The organism is Pseudomonas sp. CFBP13509, from assembly GCF_005233485.1.
Taxonomy (GTDB): domain Bacteria; phylum Pseudomonadota; class Gammaproteobacteria; order Pseudomonadales; family Pseudomonadaceae; genus Aquipseudomonas; species Aquipseudomonas marginalis.
Genome location: NZ_QGAA01000009.1, coordinates 163,397 through 186,757, shown reverse-complemented (window position 1 = coordinate 186,757; position 23,361 = coordinate 163,397). Strand labels below are relative to the sequence as shown.

The 23,361-nt window shown below is 61.7% G+C and carries 24 protein-coding genes; 15 read left to right on the top strand and 9 right to left on the bottom strand.

The window, feature by feature from the left end; all coding sequences use genetic code 11:
* The first annotated feature begins 379 nt into the window (after positions 1-379).
* The 13 genes from PspCFBP13509_RS17045 to PspCFBP13509_RS16985 all read left to right on the top strand — a co-directional run bounded on the left by PspCFBP13509_RS17045 (position 380) and on the right by PspCFBP13509_RS16985 (position 11,476).
* Complete coding sequence (locus PspCFBP13509_RS17045; protein ID WP_074847786.1) at positions 380-874, top strand: type II secretion system protein; 495 nt, start codon at positions 380-382, stop codon at positions 872-874.
* Complete coding sequence (locus tag PspCFBP13509_RS17040; protein WP_065925445.1) at positions 849-1,229, top strand: type II secretion system protein; 381 nt, start codon at positions 849-851, stop codon at positions 1,227-1,229. Before PspCFBP13509_RS17045 ends, PspCFBP13509_RS17040 begins: the two co-directional genes overlap by 26 nt.
* A complete protein-coding gene (locus tag PspCFBP13509_RS17035; RefSeq protein WP_242001077.1) occupies positions 1,216-1,731 on the top strand; it encodes a type II secretion system protein in 516 nt (171 codons plus the stop codon). The genes PspCFBP13509_RS17040 and PspCFBP13509_RS17035 overlap by 14 nt, the downstream gene beginning before the upstream one ends.
* A gap of 62 nt (positions 1,732-1,793) precedes the next feature.
* The gene (locus tag PspCFBP13509_RS17030) at positions 1,794-3,308 is read left to right on the top strand and encodes a lytic polysaccharide monooxygenase (RefSeq protein ID WP_137212386.1); all 1,515 of its coding nucleotides are present in this window, start codon (positions 1,794-1,796) and stop codon (positions 3,306-3,308) included.
* Between the two features lie 212 nt (positions 3,309-3,520).
* On the top strand, positions 3,521-3,952 hold the full coding sequence (gspG, locus tag PspCFBP13509_RS17025) for a type II secretion system major pseudopilin GspG (protein WP_137212385.1): 432 nt from the start codon (positions 3,521-3,523) through the stop codon (positions 3,950-3,952).
* Position 3,953: 1 nt separating this feature from the next.
* Entirely contained in the window at positions 3,954-4,418 is a 465-nt protein-coding gene (locus tag PspCFBP13509_RS17020; RefSeq protein ID WP_137212384.1) for a transglycosylase SLT domain-containing protein, read from the top strand.
* Positions 4,415-5,599: a type II secretion system F family protein gene (locus tag PspCFBP13509_RS17015; RefSeq protein ID WP_137212383.1), complete on the top strand. Its 1,185-nt coding sequence runs from the start codon at positions 4,415-4,417 to the stop codon at positions 5,597-5,599. The genes PspCFBP13509_RS17020 and PspCFBP13509_RS17015 overlap by 4 nt, the downstream gene beginning before the upstream one ends.
* A 4-nt stretch (positions 5,600-5,603) precedes the next feature.
* On the top strand, positions 5,604-7,241 hold the full coding sequence (locus PspCFBP13509_RS17010; protein WP_137212382.1) for a GspE/PulE family protein: 1,638 nt from the start codon (positions 5,604-5,606) through the stop codon (positions 7,239-7,241).
* Positions 7,222-7,947, top strand: coding sequence for a hypothetical protein (locus PspCFBP13509_RS17005; protein WP_242001076.1), 726 nt, complete (start codon positions 7,222-7,224; stop codon positions 7,945-7,947). Before PspCFBP13509_RS17010 ends, PspCFBP13509_RS17005 begins: the two co-directional genes overlap by 20 nt.
* On the top strand, positions 7,944-8,501 hold the full coding sequence (locus PspCFBP13509_RS17000) for a hypothetical protein (protein ID WP_065925452.1): 558 nt from the start codon (positions 7,944-7,946) through the stop codon (positions 8,499-8,501). The genes PspCFBP13509_RS17005 and PspCFBP13509_RS17000 overlap by 4 nt, the downstream gene beginning before the upstream one ends.
* Before the next feature lie 6 nt (positions 8,502-8,507).
* Positions 8,508-9,044, top strand: coding sequence for a hypothetical protein (locus tag PspCFBP13509_RS16995; protein ID WP_027605995.1), 537 nt, complete (start codon positions 8,508-8,510; stop codon positions 9,042-9,044).
* Positions 9,041-9,532 carry a hypothetical protein gene (locus tag PspCFBP13509_RS16990; RefSeq protein ID WP_065947488.1) on the top strand — a complete coding sequence of 164 codons (492 nt, stop codon included), beginning with the start codon at positions 9,041-9,043 and terminating at the stop codon, positions 9,530-9,532. Before PspCFBP13509_RS16995 ends, PspCFBP13509_RS16990 begins: the two co-directional genes overlap by 4 nt.
* Before the next feature lie 18 nt (positions 9,533-9,550).
* Positions 9,551-11,476 carry a secretin N-terminal domain-containing protein gene (locus PspCFBP13509_RS16985; protein ID WP_137212381.1) on the top strand — a complete coding sequence of 642 codons (1,926 nt, stop codon included), beginning with the start codon at positions 9,551-9,553 and terminating at the stop codon, positions 11,474-11,476.
* A 118-nt stretch (positions 11,477-11,594) separates the two neighbouring features.
* On the opposite strand, the gene etfB is transcribed toward PspCFBP13509_RS16985, so the two are convergent.
* The 6 genes from etfB to PspCFBP13509_RS16955 form a co-directional block, all read right to left on the bottom strand.
* Complete coding sequence (gene etfB / locus PspCFBP13509_RS16980) at positions 11,595-12,365, bottom strand: electron transfer flavoprotein subunit beta (RefSeq protein WP_065925455.1); 771 nt, start codon at positions 12,363-12,365, stop codon at positions 11,595-11,597.
* Between the two features lie 10 nt (positions 12,366-12,375).
* Positions 12,376-13,596, bottom strand: a complete 1,221-nt coding sequence (gene etfA / locus PspCFBP13509_RS16975) for an electron transfer flavoprotein subunit alpha (RefSeq protein ID WP_137212380.1) — start codon at positions 13,594-13,596, stop codon at positions 12,376-12,378.
* Positions 13,596-15,539, bottom strand: a complete 1,944-nt coding sequence (gene dgcB, locus PspCFBP13509_RS16970) for a dimethylglycine demethylation protein DgcB (RefSeq protein WP_065925457.1) — start codon at positions 15,537-15,539, stop codon at positions 13,596-13,598. Before dgcB ends, etfA begins: the two co-directional genes overlap by 1 nt.
* 156 nt (positions 15,540-15,695) lie before the next feature.
* Positions 15,696-17,756 carry a dimethylglycine demethylation protein DgcA gene (gene dgcA / locus PspCFBP13509_RS16965; RefSeq protein WP_065925458.1) on the bottom strand — a complete coding sequence of 687 codons (2,061 nt, stop codon included), beginning with the start codon at positions 17,754-17,756 and terminating at the stop codon, positions 15,696-15,698.
* A 15-nt stretch (positions 17,757-17,771) separates the two neighbouring features.
* Positions 17,772-18,302, bottom strand: a complete 531-nt coding sequence (locus tag PspCFBP13509_RS16960; protein WP_074847795.1) for a DUF5943 domain-containing protein — start codon at positions 18,300-18,302, stop codon at positions 17,772-17,774.
* A gap of 52 nt (positions 18,303-18,354) precedes the next feature.
* Entirely contained in the window at positions 18,355-19,332 is a 978-nt protein-coding gene (locus tag PspCFBP13509_RS16955; protein WP_010207105.1) for a dipeptidase, read from the bottom strand.
* A gap of 219 nt (positions 19,333-19,551) precedes the next feature.
* Between PspCFBP13509_RS16955 and PspCFBP13509_RS16950 the strand changes: the two genes are divergently transcribed.
* Together PspCFBP13509_RS16950 and PspCFBP13509_RS16945 are read left to right on the top strand one after the other, a co-directional pair.
* A complete protein-coding gene (locus tag PspCFBP13509_RS16950; protein WP_074847796.1) occupies positions 19,552-19,953 on the top strand; it encodes a lysozyme inhibitor LprI family protein in 402 nt (133 codons plus the stop codon).
* A 41-nt stretch (positions 19,954-19,994) separates the two neighbouring features.
* Entirely contained in the window at positions 19,995-20,411 is a 417-nt protein-coding gene (locus tag PspCFBP13509_RS16945; RefSeq protein ID WP_065947493.1) for a DUF3010 family protein, read from the top strand.
* Between the two features lie 6 nt (positions 20,412-20,417).
* Here PspCFBP13509_RS16945 and PspCFBP13509_RS16940 read toward each other — a convergent pair whose 3' ends face one another.
* The 3 genes from PspCFBP13509_RS16940 to PspCFBP13509_RS16930 form a co-directional block, all read right to left on the bottom strand.
* Positions 20,418-20,846, bottom strand: coding sequence for a hypothetical protein (locus PspCFBP13509_RS16940; protein ID WP_065925461.1), 429 nt, complete (start codon positions 20,844-20,846; stop codon positions 20,418-20,420).
* A 230-nt stretch (positions 20,847-21,076) separates the two neighbouring features.
* Positions 21,077-22,252: an AAA family ATPase gene (locus tag PspCFBP13509_RS16935; RefSeq protein WP_065925462.1), complete on the bottom strand. Its 1,176-nt coding sequence runs from the start codon at positions 22,250-22,252 to the stop codon at positions 21,077-21,079.
* A gap of 68 nt (positions 22,253-22,320) precedes the next feature.
* The gene (locus tag PspCFBP13509_RS16930) at positions 22,321-23,265 is read right to left on the bottom strand and encodes a GlxA family transcriptional regulator (protein WP_027606007.1); all 945 of its coding nucleotides are present in this window, start codon (positions 23,263-23,265) and stop codon (positions 22,321-22,323) included.
* Between the last annotated feature and the right edge of the window lie 96 nt (positions 23,266-23,361).

Here is a 23,361-nt window from a genome sequence, read left to right as displayed (position 1 = left end):
GCAATTTGATCAATAAACAACCAGACGACGGAAAGCCTCTATTCATAAGGCCTGTAGCGGATAGCAAACATCTTATCCACAGAAGCGCCAACAGACTTTGGGGGCAACTCAAACCGCTGCTTCCTCCTTATCCACACAAAAAAGCACCAGAAAACCGTAACTTAGCTTGGTCGTTTTTCGTACAGGAGCTTGCAGGCCTTGATTTACGGGGCGTGTGGATAACCACCAACACCTTATCCACAGCCAGGCTCACAGCGTTTGTGGGTAACCGCGCACCTGTACAAAAAACACCCAGCATCTACACTCACCCTTGCAGTCAATTCCATGGCCTGGGTTAACGCGGAAGTCCTTGGCAGCCTGATCGGGAGGAAGAACGGTGATGTGGCAGGGCAAGCCCAGCCATCACTGCGCCAAAGGTTTTACGCTGATTGAATTACTACTGACGCTGGCCCTGCTGGCCACGCTTGCGACAGTGGCTTATCCGCTGACAGCATTGATGGGTAAACGTGATCGAGAACTGGACCTGCAACGTTCGTTGCGGGAAATCCGGCGTGCGATCGATGCCTACAAAGACGCCAGTGACGATGGCCGCATTGAAAAGAGCATCACCGACAGCGGTTATCCACCTTCCCTGCAGGTATTGGTCGAAGGCGTAACGGACAACACCCATCTGCAAGGCAACAAACTCTATTTCCTGCGACGTATTCCCCGGGACCCATTCTGCGAGTGTCCCGAGCTGGCGGCCGACAAAACCTGGCAATTGCGCAGTTACAAGAGCAGCGCCGACAACCCACAAGAGGGAGAAGATGTATTCGACGTTTCATCCCGAAGCACCCGGGAGAGCTTGAATGGAACGTCATACAGCCAATGGTGATCGGGGTTTTACCCTGATTGAGTTGCTGGTGGTCATGGCGATCATCGCCACCCTCATGACCCTGGTCACCCCGCAGTACTTCCGCCAGCACACCAAGGCCCAGGAAACCGTGCTGCGCCACAACCTGTCTTCCATTCGCCAGGCCCTGGACCAATACCGCGAGGACCACAGCGCCAATCCCGAGTCCCTGCAAGCCCTGGTGGACCGTCGCTACCTGCGCGAGATCCCCATGGACCCGCTGACCGGCAGGCGTGACACCTGGCAACTGCAACCTTCGGACGAACAAGGCCTGGGCGATGTACGCAGCGGTGCCACAGGTGCCGACACGAACGGGAGCGCCTATGCAGATTGGTAGGCACAACCAGCAGGGCTCGGTGTTCATGGGCATGTTGGTGACAGTGGCCGTGGTGGCCGTGATGCTGATGGAAGTCGGCACCCTGTGGTCCAGCGTGCTGCAGCGCGAACGCGAGCTGGAACTGCTGGCGCGGGGCAATGAAATCCGCCGGGCGATCGGGCTGTATTACGCCGCGGGCAATACCTTTCCCAAGTCCCTCGACGACCTGGTGCTCGACCGTCGCCAACCCACCACCCAGCGCTATCTGCGCCGTGCCTACACCGATCCGCTGACTGGCAGCGCCGAATGGGGCGTAGTCGCGGGCCCAGGCGAAACGTTCATGGGCGTGTTCAGCACCGCCCAGGGCACGCCGTTCAAACAAGGCAATTTTTCAGCCATCAATCAGAGTTTTACAGGACAAGGCAGTTATCAAGGGTGGGTGTTTCTGTTTGGTCCTGGGCAGAACAATCCTGCAACCCGCATCGCTCCCATGGGAGTTCAGCCAACCAATGATGCCAATTGAATAAGCACACTGATCGTTCCAGCAGTTCGGAACTTGTTTATCTGGATTGAGGTGGATTAAGCATGAATAACTTACAGCGGTGCATCACACACTTAGCGAAATGGTTGTTGGCGGCGGTCTTGTTGGCACCGGCGCTGGTCATGGCCCACGGTGCGGTGGACAAGCCCATTGCACGGCAGGTCTATTGCAAGACGCTCCCGGATTTCTGGTCAGGAAGCCCGAGCGATAATGGATGTGCGGCCTTGGCCGCAAAAAGTGGACAGTATCCAGGCCAGCAATGGAATGAAGTGGCCCATTTGATCAGGCAACCGGGTTACGACGACCCTGAAATCGTCAAACGAGAAGTGCCCGATGGCAAACTTTGTTCGGCGGCTGACAGCAAGAAAGATGGCCTGAACATTGTGTCGGACCAGTGGCATCGCACCGACGTTACGCCCACCAATGGCATGATGGATGTGCGCATCATCGGCACTGCGCCACACGTGCCCAGTTTCGCGAAGGTCTTTCTCACAAAACCGGGCTTTGACCCGACCAGGTCGCCGCTGACCTGGAATGACCTGACGCTCATCCACACCCAGCAGTTCGAGCGCGCGCAAACCGACTGGGGCAATAATCCACCCATCATGTCGGGAGCCTCGGGGTACTTCAAGTTCGCTGTACCTATCCCATCGGGGCAAACGGGCAACGCCACGCTGTTCGTGCAGTGGCAGCGTATCGATCCAGCGGGTGAAGGGTTCTACAACTGCAGTGACATCAACATCGTCGGTGCCGGAATCCCGGAGCAGTGGGTCGATATCGGCCAATTCATCGATTCGATCATGAACACCCTCAAAGCGGGTGACTCGGTGCACTTCCGCATCCTCGATAACTCTCCGGCGGCCAAGGAAGTGGTGGACATCACCCTGCCAATCACCGCGAACAACCTGGACCCGAACATCTGGGGCAAGCAATTGGCGGACAGGATCGATCCAACCATTGCCAGAGTGGGGGAGAAAAAGGGCAACACGATCGTATTCAACCCCACCGACTCCAGCGCCAACTCGGTCTACACCACCGCCAAGGGATACAGCCGAGCGATGGCGATCATTGCAGGCGAGGGTCCAGGCCCGGCCAATCCTACTGCACCTGTAGCGAAGATCTCCGGACCTACCACCATGCAATCGGGCAAACCGTTTACCTTCAGCGCCAGCCAGTCGGTCGGCTACAACGGTCCGTTGAGTTATAGCTGGGCCGTTATTGGGTCGACCCCACCCTTCAACGACGTCACCGTAAAGGGTGTAGCCGTGACAGTCCCTCAGCCAGCGGTACACACGGTTCGCTTGAATGTGCGTGATATGCAAAACGGGAAAACCAGCCAAGCGGAGTTGACGTTCACTGTTACGCCCGCCAGTGGCGGCGGGGAATACCCGGCCTACAAAGAAGGCACCGCTTATAAAGCCGGCGACATCGTGACCAACAACAGCAAAAACTATAAATGCAAACCCCACCCTTACACCGCGTGGTGCGCAGGCGCCGCATGGGCGTATGCTCCTGGCTCGGGCAACGCATGGGAACAGGCCTGGGAGGAAGTTCAGTGACCCCTTCCAGCGCATATTCAGTTAGTGGATAAGCGTAAGCGCCAAACGTTATAGGGCGCCTCACGGCGCCTTATATCGAGCAACGCTACAGTTGAAGATGTACTTGAATTGAAAAGGTTCTAACGCAGTTCTACCGGCGGTGCCCGCTTAACAGTGGGCCGGGAGAGTTATACACAACCGCCGTACCTTGGCACTCCCAACAGGGTCTCTCCATGCGCGCGCACTCACTTATCCACAGTCCTCAACGTGGCTTCACACTGCTGGAGCTGCTGGTCGTCCTGCTGATCATCGCCCTGCTCGCCGGCTACGTCGGCCCGAAGATGTTCGACCGCCTGGAGCTGGCCAAGGTACAAACCGCCCAGGGCCAGATGAAAGCCCTTGCCGATGCCTTGAACCAGTACCGCCTGGACAACGGCAACTACCCCGACGAAACCCTCGGCCTCGACGCCCTCACCACCCGGCCCGCCAACGCCAGCCATTGGCAGGGCCCCTATGTGAAGACGCTGCCGCCAGACCCTTGGGGTAACCCGTATCTCTACAAGAACCCCGGCACACCACCCAACGATGCGGAGATCATCTGCCTGGGTCGTGACGGCAAGGCCGGCGGGGTGAATACCTACGCCGACATTGTGTACGGCCTGTGACATGCACACGCTGCGGCTGGTCCTGATACTGCTGTGCCTCACGGGTACCGCACAGGCCAACTGCTGGCAACTGGCAGCCAGCCGCTACCACGTCGACCCGCTGTTGCTTTATGCGATCGCCAAGGTCGAATCCGGCCTCAACCCCAGCGCACGCAACCTCAACAGCGATGGCAGCCAGGACATCGGCCTGATGCAAATCAACAGCCGCCACTTGCCCGCACTGGCCCGGTTCGGCATCACCGAGCAGCACTTGATCACCCAGCCCTGCACCAGCGTCATGGTGGGCGCGTGGATTCTTGCCGGGTTTATCCGCGAGCAGGGTTATGGCTGGCAGGCCGTGGGCGCCTATAACGCCGGGGCCAAGCCGGACCGGGAAGCACGGCGCTCACGCTACGCCCTGGCGGTGTGGCGTTACTACGCGTTGTTGTTGCAACAGCGCCAACAACGGGCGGGGCAAATGCCATGACCGACTTTGACGTGCGCATCATCCGTGACGGCCATGTGCAGACCCTGCGCCTGCAAGCCGTTGACGTCGCCCAGGCGCGCCAGCAACTGCAGGCCGACGGCGCCCAGGTCATCTCGCTGAAAGCCCGCCGCCCACTCAAATTGCCCAGCCGTCGCAGTACGTTCGCCCTGGGCCTGTTTATCCAGGAGCTGGTAGTCCTGCTCGACGCCGGCCTGGTGCTGGTGGAAGCGGTGGAAACCCTGCGCGACAAGGCGCCCGCCGGCATCAACCGGCAGGTCATGAGCGATCTGCTCGCCTCGATGTATGAGGGCAACTCGCTGTCCAGGGCAATGCAGCTCAAGCCGCAGACCTTTGCGCCGCTGTTGATTGCCACGGTGGCGTCCTCGGAACACAGCGGCCAATTGGCCGTGGCCCTGCGCCGCTACCATCATTTTGAAGCCCACCTGGCAACCGTGAAGAAGCGCGTCAGCGGCGCCCTGATGTACCCCTTGGTGGTACTCAGCGTCGGCGCGTTGATCCTGCTGTTCCTGCTGTTCTTCGTGATCCCGCGCTTTGCCTCGGTGTTCGACGCCGTGGCCGATCTGCCGGCCACCGCACGCTTTATGGTGTGGTGGGGCGCACTGGTAGACACGCGTGGCATGGAGTTGCTGCTTGGCCTGGTGCTGGCGATTGCCGCGCTGGTGCTGTTGTTGCGCAGCGCCGGGTTCAAGCGCCGCATCGCCCAGCTGTTCTGGAAGATCCCCAGCCTGGGCGCCCAACGCACGCTGTTTATCCTCGCGCGCTTTTATCGCACCGCCGGCATGTTGCTGATGGGCGGCATGCCGGTGGTCACTGCGGTGGAGCTGTCCGGTGCGCTGCTGCCCGTGGAACGCCAGGCGGACCTGCGCCAGGCCATGACCGACATCCAGGCCGGCCAGCCACTGTCCACTGCCCTCGCCCGCCATCGATTGACCACCGCCGTCGCCGAACGCCTGCTACGCGTGGGTGAACAAAGCGGTGAGCTGGCGGCGATGTGCGAGCGCATCGCGCAGTTCCACGATGAAGCGCTGGAGCGTGCCATCGAGCTGTTCAGCAAAGTCTTCGAGCCGTTGTTGATGCTGGTGGTGGGCGGGCTGATCGGCCTGATCGTATTCATGTTGTACATGCCGATTTTCGAACTGGCAGGCTCCATCCAGGGGTAGTGCGATGAGCGAACAGACACGGCAATGGCAGGCCCTTGCAGAGCAACGCGGGCTGAGCTTGTCCAATTACCTGCTGGAGGTGCTGGAGAAAGCGCCCGACCAATTAAGCACCATCGCCCAGCCCCTGGGCCTGCTTGCCATCGCCCCGGAAAACCTCAGTGAACACTGGCGCTTCGATCTGCTGGCACTGCCCCAGGCGCTGATCCATAACGTGCTGCCGGTGGATAACCACGGCCAGCCGTGCCTGGTACTGGGAGACCCTTTCACCCTGGCCAGCCGGCACTGGCTGCAATCCTCGAAAACCTTGCGTCAACTGCCCCTGGCCATGAGCCTGCCCGGCGCGGTCAAGGCCCAGTTGAGCCTGGCCGAAGCCAGCCAACGGGTGATGCAACCTTTCGGTGAGGACGACGAGAATGCCCGCGTCAGCCAGGCCGCCCAGGAAATTTCCCTGAGCAGCATCGCCCGCGACGACAACCCGGTGGTGCGCCTGGTCAACTCCATGCTGTTCGATGCCCTGCAAAGCCGTGCCAGCGATGTGCATGTGGAAACCACGCCCCAGGGCCTGGTGATCAAGTACCGCATCGACGGTGTGTTGCAGCAGATGGGCCAGGCCAGCGGCCTGGACATGGCCGAGCAGGCACTGTCGCGGATCAAGGTGTTGTCGGAGCTGGATATCGGCGAGCGGCGGGTGCCCCAGGACGGGCGTTTCAAGATGAAAATCCAGGGTCGCGAAGTGGACTTTCGCGTGTCGATCATGCCCAGCATCCACGGTGAAGATGCGGTGCTGCGGATTCTCGACAAGTCCCAGCGCGGTGAGTCCCTGAGCCTGGAAACCCTGGGGTTGAACGCCGAGACCATCGCGCGCATCCGTGTATTGGCCGGCGAACCCTATGGCATGTTGCTGGTGACCGGCCCCACCGGCAGCGGCAAATCCACCACGCTATATGCCGCCCTGTCGGAGACCAATACCGGCGAGAAAAAGATCATCACCATCGAAGACCCGGTGGAATACGAACTGCCCGGGGTCCTGCAAATCCCGGTGAACGACAAGAAGGGCCTGACCTTCGCCCGTGGCCTGCGCTCGATCCTGCGCCACGACCCGGACACCATCCTGGTGGGGGAAATACGCGACGGTGAAACGGCCGGCATTGCGGTGCAAGCGGCGTTGACCGGGCACCTGGTGCTGTCGTCGGTGCACGCCAACAGCGCGTTCAGTGTGCTGGAGCGCTTTACCTACATGGACGTGGACCCGGCCAGCTTTGTCGAAGCCCTTAACGGCGTGGTCGCCCAGCGCCTGGTGCGGCGCATCTGCCCGGATTGCGGTACGGATGCCGACCCCGACCCCGAGATCACCCACCTCGCCCAACTCGCCGAGGCTCAACTCCAACAGGGTCACTACCGCGTGGGCAAAGGCTGCGAGGCCTGCCGTCACACCGGCTATCGCGGCCGACTCGCCCTGGCCGAAGTGCTGACACTGACCGACAGCATCAAGGAGGGCCTGCTCAACCGCAGTTCGGCCTCCACCCTGCGCGAACTGGCCCGTGAAGCCGGCCACGTGTTTATCCGCGACATCGCCCTGGCCCACGCCGCCCAGGGCGACACCACGCTCAAGGAGATCCACCGTGTCATTTCCCTTTATTGAGCATGTGGTTTGGCTGCACAGCGACGGCGCCGAATGGGCCGCGCGACCGCGTTGGCGCGGTGCAGCAGTATGGCGTGCGCAACAGACTGGCGAGCCATTGGCCGCCTGTGCCGAACTGCTGGAACAGGCGCCGCGCGGCCGCGTCGGGTTTCTGGACCGGGCCACGGTGCTGCTGGGCTTCCCCCATGTGCACTACCTGATGCTGGCGTGGCAAACCGGCGTGTACAGCCAGGCCGACTGGCAAGGCTTGGCCGAAGTGACCTTCAACCAACAGGCCGGCATCGACCCCGGACAGTGGCAAGTGCAAGTCGCCAACAGCACCTTTGGAGATGAACGCCTGGCGGTCGCGACGTCACGGAATTTGCTGCAAGACCTGCGGGAGTTGTTCAAGCGACAGCACCTGCCGCTGGTGACATGCACGCCATTGTTGACGGCCGTGGCCCAACGGTACTGGCAGCAATTGCCTGACGATTGCGTGCTGGCGGTACCTGAGGCGCGAGGTCTCAGTTGCCTTTACCGGCAACAGGGTGTGGCTCAACAAGTCTGCGTGCTGCAAACCCCACCCGGCAGCCACTTGAGCGACAACCTGTTCACCGCCGACCTGCTGGCGCAACGGCACGCGGCGGCCACATGGGTCGTCGCCAATCACCCCACTGAACATTGGCTGGGGCCACTGCATCCCTGGCTCGGAGAGCCGCTGGCATGATCGCTCAGCTGAAATCACAACTCGCCGGTGCCTGGCGACAGCGGCAGGCGCCGGGCATCGACTTCCTGCACCCCAATGCCGTCTATCGGCCGCTGGTGAGTGTGTTGTGGCTGGTCGCCGCCGGGCTTGTCTTCGTGACCTGGCAACACTGGCAGCGCATGGAGCATCAGCAACAACAGACCGACGCACTGGAGCAGCGCTTTATCGAATTGACACGTCGCCAGGAGCAATTGATCCAGGCCGCCATTCGCTTGTCACCCCAGCAGAAACAACAACTGGCCGCCTTTTCCCGACAGCAGGACACGCCCTTCGCACTGATGGACGCCGTGGCCCGGGCCTGGTCCGCGGAAGTCGCGCTGACGCGCGTGGAGGTCGACACCCAGGCCCGACTGATTCACTTGGAGTTGGAAGCCAAGGTGCTGGGCGATGCCTTTCGATTTGTCGAACGGCTCAAGGCCCAGCCAGGTGTACACGTGAACCTGCAACAAAGCGCACGCAAGGCCAATGACCCGCAACACCCGGTGCAGGTCAAACTTGCGGTTGGTGCAGGGTAGTCGCCCATGGACGCACTGACCCGCCACCTCCCGCGCGTGCGCTGGCACCTGATGCAATGGCAGCAGCGCCTGGGCTTTTGGGGGCTGCTGGCGTTGGGGCTGATGGCGGCAACGTTGCTGATCGAAGTCACAGTGATACATCCGGCAGGCATTGCCGACAGCCTGCGGCGCCAGGAACTGGAGGCCGGTATCGCCGAGCAGCCCCAGGATGTGCAGGTGACCGAACCGGCCGTGGTCGAACGCCTGCCCAGTGCACAGGACTTCGCCCCACGCCTGGAAAAGCTGCTGGACGTCCTCACCCGGCGCGGCTTTATCATCGAACAGACCACCCTGGCCTACTCCGCGCCCGGCGACACCGGGCTGCAACGGCTGGACGTGGACATTCCCCTCGTCGGCCCCTACGCCTTGCTGCGCGATGCCCTGGTCGACGTCGCCAATGAGCCGGCCGTGCGCATCGAACGCCTGGCCCTGGAGCGCAAGGAAATCACCAGCGGCATGTTGAACATCAGCCTCAAGGTGAGTGTGCTGGGGGTGGTGGAATGACGCTGCCGCTGTATCTGCGCGTGCTGTTGCTGCTGACCTTGATCGGCTGCGGCTGGCTGTTCTGGCAGGACACTGCGGACAACCCCGCACCCTCGCCGGTGCCAGTGATCGCCCGCCCTGTACAGGTGCCCTCGGCACCGGTTGCCGCACCTGCACCGGCGGTGGCCGAAGCCATCGACCTGTTTCCCGCCCAGACCTGGACACCTGCACCGCCGCCCATACCGGTCGACACCTCAGCGCCCAAGCCGCCGCCCCTGCCCTTCACCGTGAGCGCGCAATGGCGCTACGAGAACCAGGCGAAAATCGTCGTACTCAGCGGCAATGGCAGCCAGTACACCCTGTGCAACCGTTGCTCGGTACCCGGGCGCATCGTGCCCGGCAAGATGCTCGACGCCCATTACCGGCTGGACAAACTTACCGACACCGCCGTGGTGCTGACCTACATGCCCCTCAAGCATGTCAGCACCTTGCGGCTGGACACTCACTGACCGGCGCAGGACACGATCATGGCCATACGCACGTGGATACCCTTGAGCCTGGCCGTGGCCCTGCTCAACGCCTGCCAGACCCAGCGGGCGATCAAGGAGAGCGACGAGTTGCGCCAGAAGGGCGACATCATCCGTTCGGTCGAAGTGCTGCAAGCCGAAGCCAGACAGGCCCCCGACGATGTGCAACTGCGCACCGCCAACTTCAGCAAGCTGGAATTGCTGGTGGCCCAATACAGCCGCGAAGCCAGCACCGCGCTGATGCGTGGCGACGATGCCGCTGCCATCCGCGCCCTGGAAACCATCCTCAAATACGACCCCAGCAACCTCGGCGCGCGCCAGGAAATCCAGAGCATCCAGGCGATGAAACAACTGCGCCCGCAACTGGCCCAGGCCTACGAAATGAAGCGCTCCAACCCGGTGGAAGCCCTCAACCTGGTGCGCCGGATCATCGCGCAAAAGCCCAACTACCGAGAGGCCCTGGACTTTCGCAATGCCCTGACCCGTGAACTGGTGAGCGCCGATTACCTCAGCGCCGACCTCTCCGAGGCCATGCGCAAACCCTTGAGCCTGGAGTTCAGCGCCCAAAGCCTGACCACGATTTTCGAGACCATTGCGCGCCTGTCGGGGGTCAACTTCGTCATCGACAAGGACGTCAATCCCAGTGCCTCGGCGAGCATGACCGCGAGCCGAACCACCGCCGAAGACGCGCTGAACCTGCTGCTGACCACCCAGGGACTGGACAAGAAGGTCCTCAACGCCAACACCCTCCTGGTTTACCCCCGCCGCCCGGACAAGGAACGGGAATATCGCGAGTTGGCCGTGCGTACCTTCTACCTCAGCCATGGCGACCCCAAGGTCATCGCCGCCGAGATCAAACAGGTGCTCAAGCCCAAAGAGGTGCTGGTGGACGAACGCCTGAACGCGGTGATCGTGCGCGATGGCCTGGATACCCTGAGCGCCGTGGAAAAACTGGTGGAAGCCATTGATATCGCACAATCGGAAGTGACCATCGACATCCAGGTGCTGGAGGTCAGCCTGACCGACGAGTTGAACCTGGGCATCCAGTACCCGGAGAGCATCGGCCTGTCCGTGGGCAACCTGGCCAACGTGCCTGCCGGGCTGGCGGGTATCCCACTCAGCGCATTGCGCGGGATCAACGGCGACAACATCCTGCTCGACGCGGGCAGTACCTCGGCGCGCATCAATATGCTGCAACGCAGCGGCAACACCGTGACCCTGGCCAACCCCAGGGTGCGGGTGCGCAACCGCGAAGAAGCCCAGGTGAACATCGGCGACAAGATCCCCGTGGTGACCACCACCACCGCCAACCAGATCACCACCTCGTCGGTGTCCTACCAGGACGTGGGACTGCAGATCACGGTCAAGCCGAACATCAGCCTGAGCGATGAGGTGAACCTGGAGCTGAACGTGGAAATGAGCCATATCACCAAGCGTATTCCCGGCTCGGAAAACGTACCGGCCACCTTCGAACTCGGCTCACGGGCCACCAAGACCCTGCTGACCGCGCGCAACAATGAAACCCAGATCGTCTCGGGGCTGATCCGCACGGCGGACGTCGACGAGGGCTCGGGGCTGCCATGGTTGAGCCAGATCCCGTGGATCGGCAAGAAGCTGTTCGGCACCAACCAGAATACCCAGCAGAAAACCGAGATCATCCTGCTGCTGACCCCGAGGATCGAACGCAACCTGGACCTGCCGATTGCCCAGATCAGCACCTTCCACAGCGGCACCGAGGCGCGCAGTTCGACCCAGGGCATGATCCTGCGCGACACCACCGACAAAATGATCCTCAAGCCGATTGGCGGCGACCCCACGCCGGCGCTGCCACCGCCGATGCAACAGCCGGATGCCACCTGGCAACCCCTGCCGCCACTGCTGCCGGATCTGGTGCCCAAGCCTGCGCCCGAACCTGCGCCCCAATGAAGATCCAATGTGGGAGGGGGCTTGCCCCGATTGCAATGTGTCAGTCTCAGTATCCTTGACTGGTCCACCGCTATCGGGGGCAAGCCCCCTCCCACATTTGTTTTGCAGTGTTGGTGGGTTAGCGCACGACGCCTTCTTCTATGAGCAACTTGAGGATTGCCTGGGCACCTTCCTCGGCGCTCACACCCTTGAGCACCTGCCCACCGCCACCACTGGCCTTGGCGGTGGCGGCTTTCATGCGGTCGGCGCCGCTCTTGGCCTTGATCACCTTGAGGCGCTTGGGCCGGGGCTTGGCCGGTTGCAGCACGGCGCCTGTGAATAACGCGTCCTGCTCGACTTCCACTTCGTGGGCCGCCAATTCACCGCGTTGTGCCGGACCGTAGGCGCTTTGCCGAGGTTTTGGCGCGGCGTTATCCACCGTCGCCAGAAACGGCAGGCGCACCTTCAAGCGCCTGCGCTGCCCACGGGGCAAGGCTTGCAGCACATGGGCCACACCGCCGTCGATGGACTCCACCTCGGCCAGCCCGACAATCAGCGGCCAGCCCAATTGCTCGGCCAACAGGAACGGCAACATGCCCGAGCCTTCACCGGTTTCGGCCTGGCTGCCGGCAAGCACCACCTGGGCACCGGCGTCGCGCAGGTACTCGCTGAGCACCGGCAACGCATCGCTGCCCTCCGGTTGTTCCAGCACGTGCAACTGTGGCAGGCCCATGCCCAGGTAGCTGCGCAGGGTCGGTTCGGCGATGTTGCCGGCGTGCAGCACCTGCAACTTATCCCCAGCCATCTGCAGACCCAGTTCGACGGCGCGCGCATCCTGTTCGGCGCGGCGTGGCCGGCCGGAGGTGGGGTGGGCGCCGATGGACACCAGGCTGATTACATTCGTGGTCATGGTCATGTCCTCAAGCCGCATCGCGCTTGGCGCCGTTGCGGTAGGCCTCGACCGCAGCGATCAAGGCTTGCAGAATCGCGGCGCTTTCGCCGATCACCGACAGGTCGGCACGCTTGATCATGTCGCAGCCCGGGTCGAGGTTGATCGCCACCACCTTGTCGCAGGCGCCAATGCCTTGCAGGTGCTGGATCGCCCCGGAAATCCCCACGGCCACATACACCCGCGCCGTCACCCAGGTACCGCTGGCGCCGACCTGGCGATCACGGGCCATGAATCCATCGTCCACCGCCACCCGCGAGGCGCCTTCGGTGGCCCCCAAAGCCGCGGCGGTCTGGTGGAACAGCGCCCAGTCCTTCACGCCGTTGCCGCCGGAGAAAATAAACTCGGCCTCGGCCATGGGAATCGCCGCCGGGTCCACCGCCACCGCGCCAAGATCCTCGATACGCGGCAGGCTGCGTGCCAGGCCTGTGGATAACTCCACGGGCAGCACTTCATGGCGTGTGTCGCTGACCGGATCGGCACATTCGGCGGCAGCCAGAATCAGGCGTGGCAGCGGCCGCGCCAAGTCTTCCCGGCCCGCACCGGCGCGGCCGATGCACTCATCGCCCTTGATCTGCCAGACGCGAGTGGCCGGGCGCTCCTTGAGACTGGCGGCAAAGCGCCGACCCAACTCGCCGCCACCACTGCGGCTGTCGGGCAACAACCAGTGGCGCGGGTTGAACTGGTTATCCACAGCCCGCAGGCCCTGGACACGTTGCTCCGGTGAATAACCGTCAAATTCGTGGCCGTCGAGCACCAGCAGGCGATCGACACCGGCCGTGGCAAACGCGCATTCCTTGTGTTCGCCAAACACCACTGCCAGCACCGCGCCGTCGTTGCCGGCGAGTTGCCGCGCCAGGCCGAGCAGGTCGCGGTCGTGGCTGCTCAAGCGGCCACCGACCATGTCCGGCACTACGTTGATGTAGAACGCAGGCGCAGGCACCTGATGCAGCGGCAACTGCACTTCAATCGCTGCCGTACGCTTGGCCGCACCGCCCTGTTGGGCACCGCTGCGGTCAATGCGCTTGATGCCGTTGGGGCCGATAAAACCGACGCCATGCACGTTCTTGCGGAGGATGCCGTTAGGCCCCATCCAGCTGTGTTGCACTGGCTGCATCGCCGCATGCAGCGGGTGCAGACGGTTACGGGCGATCCATTCGGCCCGTGGGTCGCGGCGGATAATGTCGCTCATCAGTGCACCTCCGCAGGTTCACGCTTGTTGGGAGCTTTGGCCGGTGCGACGTCTTCCAGCAAAGCATCGGCCACCAGCTCGGCGATGTCCTTGATCAACGGTCGCGGTTCAACCACACCTTCGAGCATCGCCGTGCACTGCGGGCACCCCACCGCCACCAGTTCGGCACCGGTCTCGCGGATGTCTTCCATGCGCATATCGGGGATACGTTGCTTGCCGGGAATATCGGTGATCGGCGCGCCGCCGCCACCGCCGCAGCAGCGCGAGCGGAAACCCGAGCGTTGCATCTCCTTGACCTCGATGCCCAGCGCCCGCAGCACTTGGCGCGGCGCCTCGTATTCGCCGTTGTAGCGGCCCAGGTAGCACGGGTCGTGGTAGGTCACGCTGTTGCCTTTGTGCTGGCCCAGGTTCAGCGCGCCCTCGCCGATCAGCTCGGCCATAAAGGTGCTGTGGTGCTGCACGCGGTAGTTGCCGTTGAAGGCGCCGTACTCGTTTTTCAGCACATGGAAGCTGTGGGGGTCGCAGGTGACGATGCGCTTGAAGCTGTACTTGGCCAACGTCTGGATATTGCGCGTGGCGAGCATCTGGAAGGTCGCTTCATCGCCCAGGCGCCGCGCCACGTCACCGCTGTCGCGTTCTTCCAGGCCGAGCACCGCGAAGTCGACCTTGGCCGCTTTCAGTACTTTGACGAATGCGCGCAGGGTGCGTTGGTTGCGCATGTCGAAGGCGCCGTCGCCGACCCAGAACAGCACGTCAACGCTGCCTTTGTCGCTGAGCAACGGCAGGTTCAAATCCGCCGCCCAGTTGAGGCGACCGCCCGGTGCGAAACCGCCGGGGTTGTCGGTGGCGATCAGGTTTTCCAGGACTTCGGCGCCCTTGTTCGGCGTGGCGCCTTTTTCCAGGGTGAGGTGGCGGCGCATGTCGACGATGGCGTCCACGTGCTCGATCATCATCGGGCACTCTTCCACACAGGCACGGCAGGTGGTGCACGACCACAGGGTCTCGGCGTCCACCAGGCCGTTGACGATCGGCTGGTGCGGGTTGCCGCTGTGTTCGCCAATGGCTTTACCCGGATAAGGGCTGCCGGCGAACTTGGCATCGGTGCCGCCGGCCAGGCCAACCACCATGTCCTGGATGAGTTTTTTCGGGTTCAGCGGCTGGCCGGCAGCGAAAGCCGGGCACGCTGCTTCGCACTTGCCGCACTGCACGCAGGCGTCGAAGCCGAGCAGTTGGTTCCAGGTGAAATCCTTGGGTTTTTCCACGCCCAGGGGCGCGCTTTTGTCGCTCAGGTCTAGGGGTTTCAAACCCGTGGAACGACCACCGCCAAAGCGTTCGGCGCGACGGTGCCAGGCCAGGTGCAGGGCACCGGCGAAGGCGTGCTTCATCGGGCCGCCCCAGGTCATGCCGAAGAACATTTCGGACACGCCCCACAGCACACCCACACTCAGCAGCGCGGCCAGCAGCCAGCCGCCGAAGTCGGCGGGCAGGATCCCCGCCACTGGCAGCGTCACCAGGAAGAAACTCACCGAGAACGCCATCAGGCTTTTCGGCAGGCGCATCCACGGGCCTTTCGACAGGCGCGACGGCGGATTGCGCCGCCGCAGGTAAACGAAGGTGGCGCCGACAAACATCAACACCGACGCCAGCAGCAAGGCGTAGCCGAGGATACGGTTATGCAGGCCGAAGCCGTGCACCAGGATCGCCAGCAGCGCCGACAGCACAAAGCCCAGGGCAGTGGCGACGTGGGTGTTGGCGATGTATTTGTCGCGGGCGACCACGTGGTGCAGGTCGACCATGTAGCGCTTGGGCATGGCCAGCAGGCCGCCCAGCAGGTCGACCTTGGAGGCTCGCCCGCGGCGCCACATGTTCACCCGGCGCAGGGCGCCGAGGACGGCAAGGCCCAGGGCGGTAAATAAGAGAATAGGCAGCAAGGTGTTCAACATGGTGAAGCTCCCACAGACCGCACAGGTCTACTGTGAAACTGGCCCGAATGTGGGAGGGGGCTTGCTCCCGATGGCGGACTGTCAGTTGGTACAGTTGTTGCTGAACCACCGCTATCGGGAGCAAGCCCCCTCCCACATTTGACCGCGTTCACCTCATCAAAAGTCTTTGCACAGGCGCAGGGCGTCATAGATGGCGGCATGGGTATTTCGCTGCGCCACACAGTCACCGATGCGGAACAGCAAGTACCCCTCGCCCGCCTCGCTCAAGCACGGCTGCGGCTTGATCGCGAACAGGGCTTCGACGTCGATCTGGCCCTTGTTGCGCGAACCTTCCTTGAGCCCGTAGTAGATCGCTTCGTCCGGACGCACGCCGTTCTCGACCACCACCTGGTCCACTACCCGCTCTTCTTTGGCGCCGGTGTATTCGTTCTCCAGCACCGCCACCAGCTTGTCGCCTTCGCGGTAGACCTTTTCCAGCATCATGTCGCCGGTCATGATCACTTCTTTGGGGTACATGCTGCGGTAGTAGGTGGGGAACGACGTACCGCCAATCGCCACGCCCGGCTTGATGTCGTCGGTGACGATTTCCACCTGGCAGCCTTTGTCGGCCAGGAAGTCCGCCACCGACATGCCGGTGAATTCGCAAATGGTGTCGTACACCAGCACGTTCTTGCCCGGTGCGACCTTGCCGTCGAGCACGTCCCAGCTGCTCACCACCAGGCCTTCGGCAGCGCCCCAGTGTTCGTTCTGTTCGATAAACGGATGCCCGCCGACCGCCAGCACCACCACGTCCGGACGCAGGTCCAGGATGGTCTCGGCATCGGCGGCCACGCCCAGGCGCAGGTCGACTTTCAAGCGTGCCAGCTCCAGCTGGAACCAGCGGGTGATACCGGCGATCTGGTCGCGTTGCGGCGCCTTGGAGGCGGTGGTGATTTGCCCGCCGATAAATTCTTTCTTCTCGAACAGGGTCACGTCGTGGCCACGTTCGGCGGCCACCCGCGCGGCTTCCATCCCGGCAGGGCCGGCACCGACCACCACCACCTTGCGTTTCGGCCCGGTGGACTTCTCGATGATATGCGGCACGCCCATGTATTCACGGGAGGTCGCGGCATTCTGGATGCACAGCACGTCCAGGCCCTGGTACTGGCGGTCGATGCAATAGTTGGCGCCGACGCACTGTTTGATCTGGTCGATCTGGCCCATCTTGATCTTGGCGATCAGGTGCGGGTCGGCGATATGCGCACGGGTCATGCCGACCATGTCCACATAGCCGCCTTCGAGGATGCGCGTGGCCTGGTTCGGGTCCTTGATGTTCTGTGCGTGCAGCACCGGAACCTTGACCACTTCCTTGATACCGGCCGCCAGGTGCAGGAACGGCTCCGGCGGATAGCTCATGTTGGGGATCACGTTGGCCAGGGTGTTGTGGGTGTCGCAACCCGAGCCGACGACGCCGATGAAATCGAGCATGCCGGTGTCGTCGTAGTACTTGGCGATCTGTTTCATGTCCTCGTGGGACAGGCCGTCCGGGTGGAACTCGTCACCGCACAGGCGCATGCCCACGCAGAAGTCGTCACCGACTTCGGCACGCACGGCTTTCAACACTTCCAGGCCGAATTTCATGCGGCCTTCGAAGGTGCCGCCCCACTCGTCGGTACGCTTGTTGACCCGTGGGCTCCAGAACTGGTCGATCATGTGCTGGTGCACGGCGGACAGTTCCACACCGTCCAGGCCACCAGCCTTGGCGCGCTTGGCGGCGCTGGCATAGTTGCCGATCACGCGCCAGATTTCTTCCGGCTCGATGGTCTTGCAGGTGGCACGGTGCACCGGCTCACGCACGCCGGACGGCGACATCAGGGTCGGCCAGTTAAAGCCATCCCAACGCGAGCGACGGCCCATGTGGGTAATCTGGATCATGATCTTGGCGCCATGCTTGTGCATGGCATCCGCCAGGTTCTGGAAGTGCGGGATGATGCGGTCGGTGGACAGGTTCACCGAGCTCCACCATTCCTGGGGGCTGTCGATGGCGACCACCGAGGAACCGCCGCAGATCGCCAGGCCGATACCGCCCTTGGCTTTTTCTTCGTAGTACTTCACATAGCGGTCGGTGGTCATGCCGCCGTCGGTGGCATACACCTCGGCGTGGGCGGTACTGAGCACGCGGTTGCGGATGGTCAGTTTGCCGATCTGGATCGGCTGGAACATTGCTTCGAAAGCCATGGCACGGTCCTCGGCTTACAACGGCTTGACGGTGAACAAGCCGGAGTCAAAGCCCTCTTCGGAGCCTCCGTAGACTTGTTCGGCCACGGTGCGGATCTGGCTGCCACGGGCTTGCAGAATCTGGTCCATGGCACCGGCAAACCAGCCGGTGAACATGTAGTCGACTTTGCGCCCGACCTTGCCGTACACATAGACGAATGCCGAGTGTTCGAGCTTGACGCTGGCGGTGCCTTTATCCAGATCGATGTCCTGGATCTTGAACAGGCCCCAGCCGCGTTGCGACAAGCGCTTCATGTAGTGCTCGAACACCGCGACGCCTTCCAGGCCGTGGCATTCGGCTTCTTTTTCACACCAGTGCCAGGCGGACTTGTAGCCGGCCTTGTAGAGGATTTCGGCATAGGCGTCGGCGCCCAGCACCTCTTCGATGCCCATGTGGTTGTTGACGAAGAAATGGCGCGGCACGTACAGCATCGGCAGGGCGTCGGACGTCCAGACACCGGTTTCGCTGTCGACTTCAATAGGCAATTGCGGGGCGATCTTGGCCATGGAAACTTAACTCCAGAAAAATTCGTTGTGATGTTGCCCGTGGGTGCTTGGCTTATTCGCCCCAAACGTCCTTCAAGACGTTGACCCAGTTCTCGCCCATGATCTTGCGCACCACACGCTCGGGGTGGCCGCGCTTGAGCAGGGTCTCTGTCAGGTTGGGGAACTCGCCGACGGTGCGGATGCCCAGCGGGTTGATGATCTTGCCGAAGCTGGTCAGGCGGCGGGCGTAGCCCTTGTCATGGGTCAGCATTTCAAAGAAATCCTGGCCATGGCCCTGGGTGAAGTCGGTGCCGATGCCGATGGCGTCTTCGCCGACGATATTCATGGTGTATTCGATGGCTTCGGCGTAGTCATCGATGGTCGAATCGATGCCCTTGGCCAGGAACGGCGCGAACATGGTCACGCCGACAAAGCCGCCGTGGTCAGCAATGAACTTCAGTTCTTCATCGGACTTGTTGCGCGGGTGCTCTTTAAGGCCGGACGGCAGGCAGTGGGAGTAGCACACCGGCTTTTTCGATTCGAGGATGACTTCTTCACTGGTCTTGGAGCCGACGTGGGACAGGTCGCACATGATGCCGACGCGATTCATCTCGGCGACGATCTCGCGCCCGAAGCCCGACAGGCCGCCGTCGCGCTCGTAGCAACCGGTGCCGACCAGGTTCTGGGTGTTGTAGCACATCTGCACCACACCGACGCCGAGCTGCTTGAAGATCTCTACATAACCGAGCTGGTCTTCAAACGCGTGGGCGTTCTGGAAGCCGAAGATGATGCCGGTCTTGCCCTGTTCCTTGGCCTTGCGGATGTCGGCGGTGGTTTTCACCGGAATCACCAGGTCGCTGTTCTCGCGGATCAGGGTCTGGCTGGCGACGATGTTGTTGATCGTGGCCTGGAACCCTTCCCATACCGACACGGTGCAATTCGCGGCGGTGAGGCCACCTTTGCGCATGTCCTCGAACAGGTCGCGGTTCCACTTGGCAATGATCAGCCCGTCGATAACGATGCTGTCGGCGTGCAATTCGGCTGGGCTCATCAGGCGTCCCCTTATTGGCGATTCATGCGCCGAATCGTCTGCCGGCGCTTTGGGGCCAGCATATGCCCAGGGGACGACGGAGCCGGGTGCAAAAACGACAGGGGAATTGCCGAAAGCGTCAATCCACGACAAAGGCTGTTAAGAGGTGTCTGACTGGCGGCTGTTATTTGTCTTACGCTTGAGCCAGAATTCCCGCATCAACTGATATGAGACGGCGCAATGAAATCGATTTTCCTGGCTTTGGCACTCATCGCAACCGGCGTCCACGCGGCCGAAGACACCGACAGCACGCCGTGCGATGGCATCGAAAACGACAAGCAAACCCTGGAATGCGCCACTTACAACAAAACCACTGCCGAGCAATTGCTCAAGGATAATTATCAGGGTCTGCTGGAACGTATGCATTCCACCTATGGCAGCGACAAGACCAAGCTCGCCGACATTACCGCTCGTCTGAAGGATGCCCAGCAGAAGTGGGAAAAACTGCGTGACGCCGATTGCGCGGTGGACACCTTCCCGGCGGTGACCGGCACCAAGGCCTACGCCATTGAGCAGAATGATTGCCTGGCGCGGATGAGTGATGAGCGGTCGGAGTTTTTGGAGTCGATTGGGCAGGAATAAGCGACAATCGCCGCCACTTTCTCTTTGAACCAAGGCCATTCATGACTATCTGCGGCATCGAAATCAAAGGCAGCGAAGCCATCATCGCCCTCGCCTCCCTGGACAACCAGACGCTGAGCCATGTCGCCCTGGCCATCAAGAAAATCGCCCTTGATGACGACGATGAAGCCGTTAACGTCAAAGCCTTCGCCGCCCAGGTGAGGGCGTTCGTGCAGGAAAACGCCATCCAGCGCATCGCCATCAAGAAACGCAGCAAGAAAGGTGAATTCGCCGGGGGCCCGACAACCTTCAAGATCGAAGGGGTGTTTCAGTTGCTGGAGGGGGTTGAGGTGACGCTGCTGTCGCCGCAGACCATCAATGCGCAGAACAAGAAGCACAACTTTGATCTGCCGGCGACGCTGAACAAGTATCAGCATGAAGCTTATAAGGCTGCCTGTTCGAGCCTGATGAAGAAGTAACGCACGTTAACTTCTGACGCAGTGTTCGACCCCGTGGCCGCCGCCTTCGTATTCAGGTCCGTAATAATATTTGACGAAGGACACTTTGCCCTCCGGCGTTGGAACAAGTTGCGCAATACCGACGCCGTAGTCTTTCAAGGCGGGATCGGTATGGGCGAAATAAACCGCCAGCGTATCTGCGGTGGCAGCGGCAAACCCGTCATAACGGGATTTATCTTCCAGGGTCAGGGTGAACGTGTAGGCACCGTACTTGCCGGTACTTTGGCTGGTGTTGATTTTCATATCGACAACACCGGTGAAGTCACCAATATGACGGTCCTTGCCAGTACACTCATAACGCCCGCTGTAATCGGTCCCGGTGAAGGGCGCCGGGGTTTTGGCTGCCCAGGCGGGAGCGGACGCGAACGCGATGACGGCAACAATTCTTTTGAGCATACGGGACCTCTTATCGATCAAGTAATGGGGATACAAGTGCGGATGCCGAGCTGATCAAGTACAAGCGTTCTTATTTATATACGGCCCAACTAGCAGCTTAATCAGCGGCCACTGGACGGTAACAGCGCACTTGCGCAAGACATAGCCAGCAACATAGAAAAAGATATTTCCCACATCGACTACCCCACACATTTCCCTGCCACGCGCCATCTGCAGTACGGCTGAGGAAATCACTGGCGTGCCTTGCGCACCTTGAGCCAATCCCCGAACGACTTGTCTTCCAGGGCATAACCACCGCGGCCCGACTTCCACACCAACTCCTTGTCGCGCAAGGCATCGATGCAGGCCTGGACGGTCTGGGTGCCCGGCACCACGTCACTGCCCATGGCTTCCAGCGCCTTGCTGACAGCCGTGAGGGTGCTGTCGGTGAAGGGCGCGAAGGGTTCGTTGTTCTGGGAACGCTCCACCATCACCTCCAGCACGGCGCGCTGCGGGATGGTCAGGGCGTTCCAGGCGCTTTCGAACTCGGTCCATACACCCGCGCGCAGCAGTTCGGCGCGACTGTGCAGCAATTGGCCCAGATTGCTCGCCTCGCCCAGCTCCAACGCGACTTCACCGATGATCGTGCGCAACATCTCGGGACGCCGACCTACCAGCTCAAACGCCTCATCAATATCAGCCGCGCTGAACTGGTTGGTCTCGGCCAGGTGCGCGTTGAGGTGCACGGTGTAGGCTTGGGTGAACTCTTTACCCAGCAGCGGAAACGGCGTGATGCTGGAACCGAAGAACGGCTGGCTTTTACCCAATACCAAATGGGCGAGTTTGTCGCGATTGGAGCCGGTAAACACCAGGCGCAAGCCGCTGCCCTCTTCGTCACGGCCCTGGTTGAGCTGATCCCGGGCAGCCTTTAGCGCGAACATCGCATTGATACCCGACTCGGTGGTCAAGGCGTGCTGCGCTTCGTCAATCACCAGCACAACGGGTTTTTCTGCAGCACTGTGGAGCAATTCCAGGGCTTGGGTCAGCGTCGCACCGACAGGCAATTGTGGCTTGGTAAAGTCCCAGGAGAGCGTCCGCAGAAAGCTCAGTTTCTCGATGCCAATATTCTTGGCCAGTTTGCGGATGCCCTTTTCATAGGGAACCAGGGCAGCCGCAATAGCACTGGCAATCAACTCCGCAGGATCTTTCTCCTTGTCAGCCCAGAGATCCACATACACCGCCAGCCAGCCCCGGAGCTGACATTCCGGAATCAGGTCTTCGCGCAGGAAAGTGCTTTTGCCGGTGCGACGGGGCGCCGCGAGAAACAGGCCAGAGGTGAAATCCTGAATACCGGCGCCCACCAGGCCATCGGCAATACTGCTTGCCAGGGCGGGGCGACGGAACACGAAGCCGCTGTGTTTGGACATGGATTTATACTCAATTATGAAAACAACTATAAATTATAGTGATGAGTATAATTCACTATAATTGCCCGTCAAACCACCTCCCGTCGCCGATCCTCCCTCGGACACTTGGCAAACCTCGCCCGATAACTCCGGGTGAAATACGACGGCGACTCGAACCCGCAGGCAATGCTCACCTCCAGCACGCTCATATCGCTCTGGCGCAGCAGCTGCCGGGCTTTTTCCAGGCGCAGGCCAAGGTAGAAGTTGCTCGGGGTATCGTTCAAATGCAGGCGAAACAGACGCTCCAACTGGCGCCGGGTAACTTTGATCGCGTCGGCCAACGCCAAGGTGCTCAGGGGCGGTTCGGTGTGCTGCTCCATCTCGCCGATCACTTGCACCAGCTTTTTGTTGTTGATGCCGTAGCGCGTGGCGATCTGCATGCGCTGGTGGTCCTTGCGCGGGCGGATGCGGCCGAGTACGAACTGTTCGGAGACCTGGATCGCCAGGTCGGCGCCGTGGGCCTGGGCGATCAGGTCGAGCATCAGGTCGATGGAGGCGGTGCCGCCGGCGCAGGTGATGCGGCGACGGTCGATTTCGAACAGTTCCTGGGTCACGCTCAGGTGCGGGTACGACTCCTTGAAGGCATCGATGGCTTCCCAGTGCAGGGTCAGGCGGTGGCCGTCGAGCAGGCCGGCTTCGGCGAGCACGCAGGCGCCGGTGTCGATGGCGCCGAGGGTCACGCCGTCATGGTCCAGGCGACGCAGCCAGTGCTCCAGCGCCGGCGTGGCGAACTGCAGCGGTTCGAAGCCGGCCACCACCAACAGCGTCGCGCCCTTTTTCAGCGGTTCCAGCGCGGCGTCGGCGTTGACCGACATGCCATTGCTCGCCAGCACCGCGCCGCCATCGGCGCTCAGCACATGCCAGCGGTACAACTCGCCACGAAAGCGGTTGGCCACGCGCAAAGGCTCCAGTGCAGAAATAAAGCCGATGGCCGAGAACCCCGGCATCAGCAGAAAGTAGAAATCCTGGGACATGGTGGCGCTCTCGTAGGACGGCCAGCGTGGCACTGTGATACTCCCGTTCTCGGGTGGATTCAAGGGGGCAGGTCGCTGCAGTGCAAGAGCTGGTCG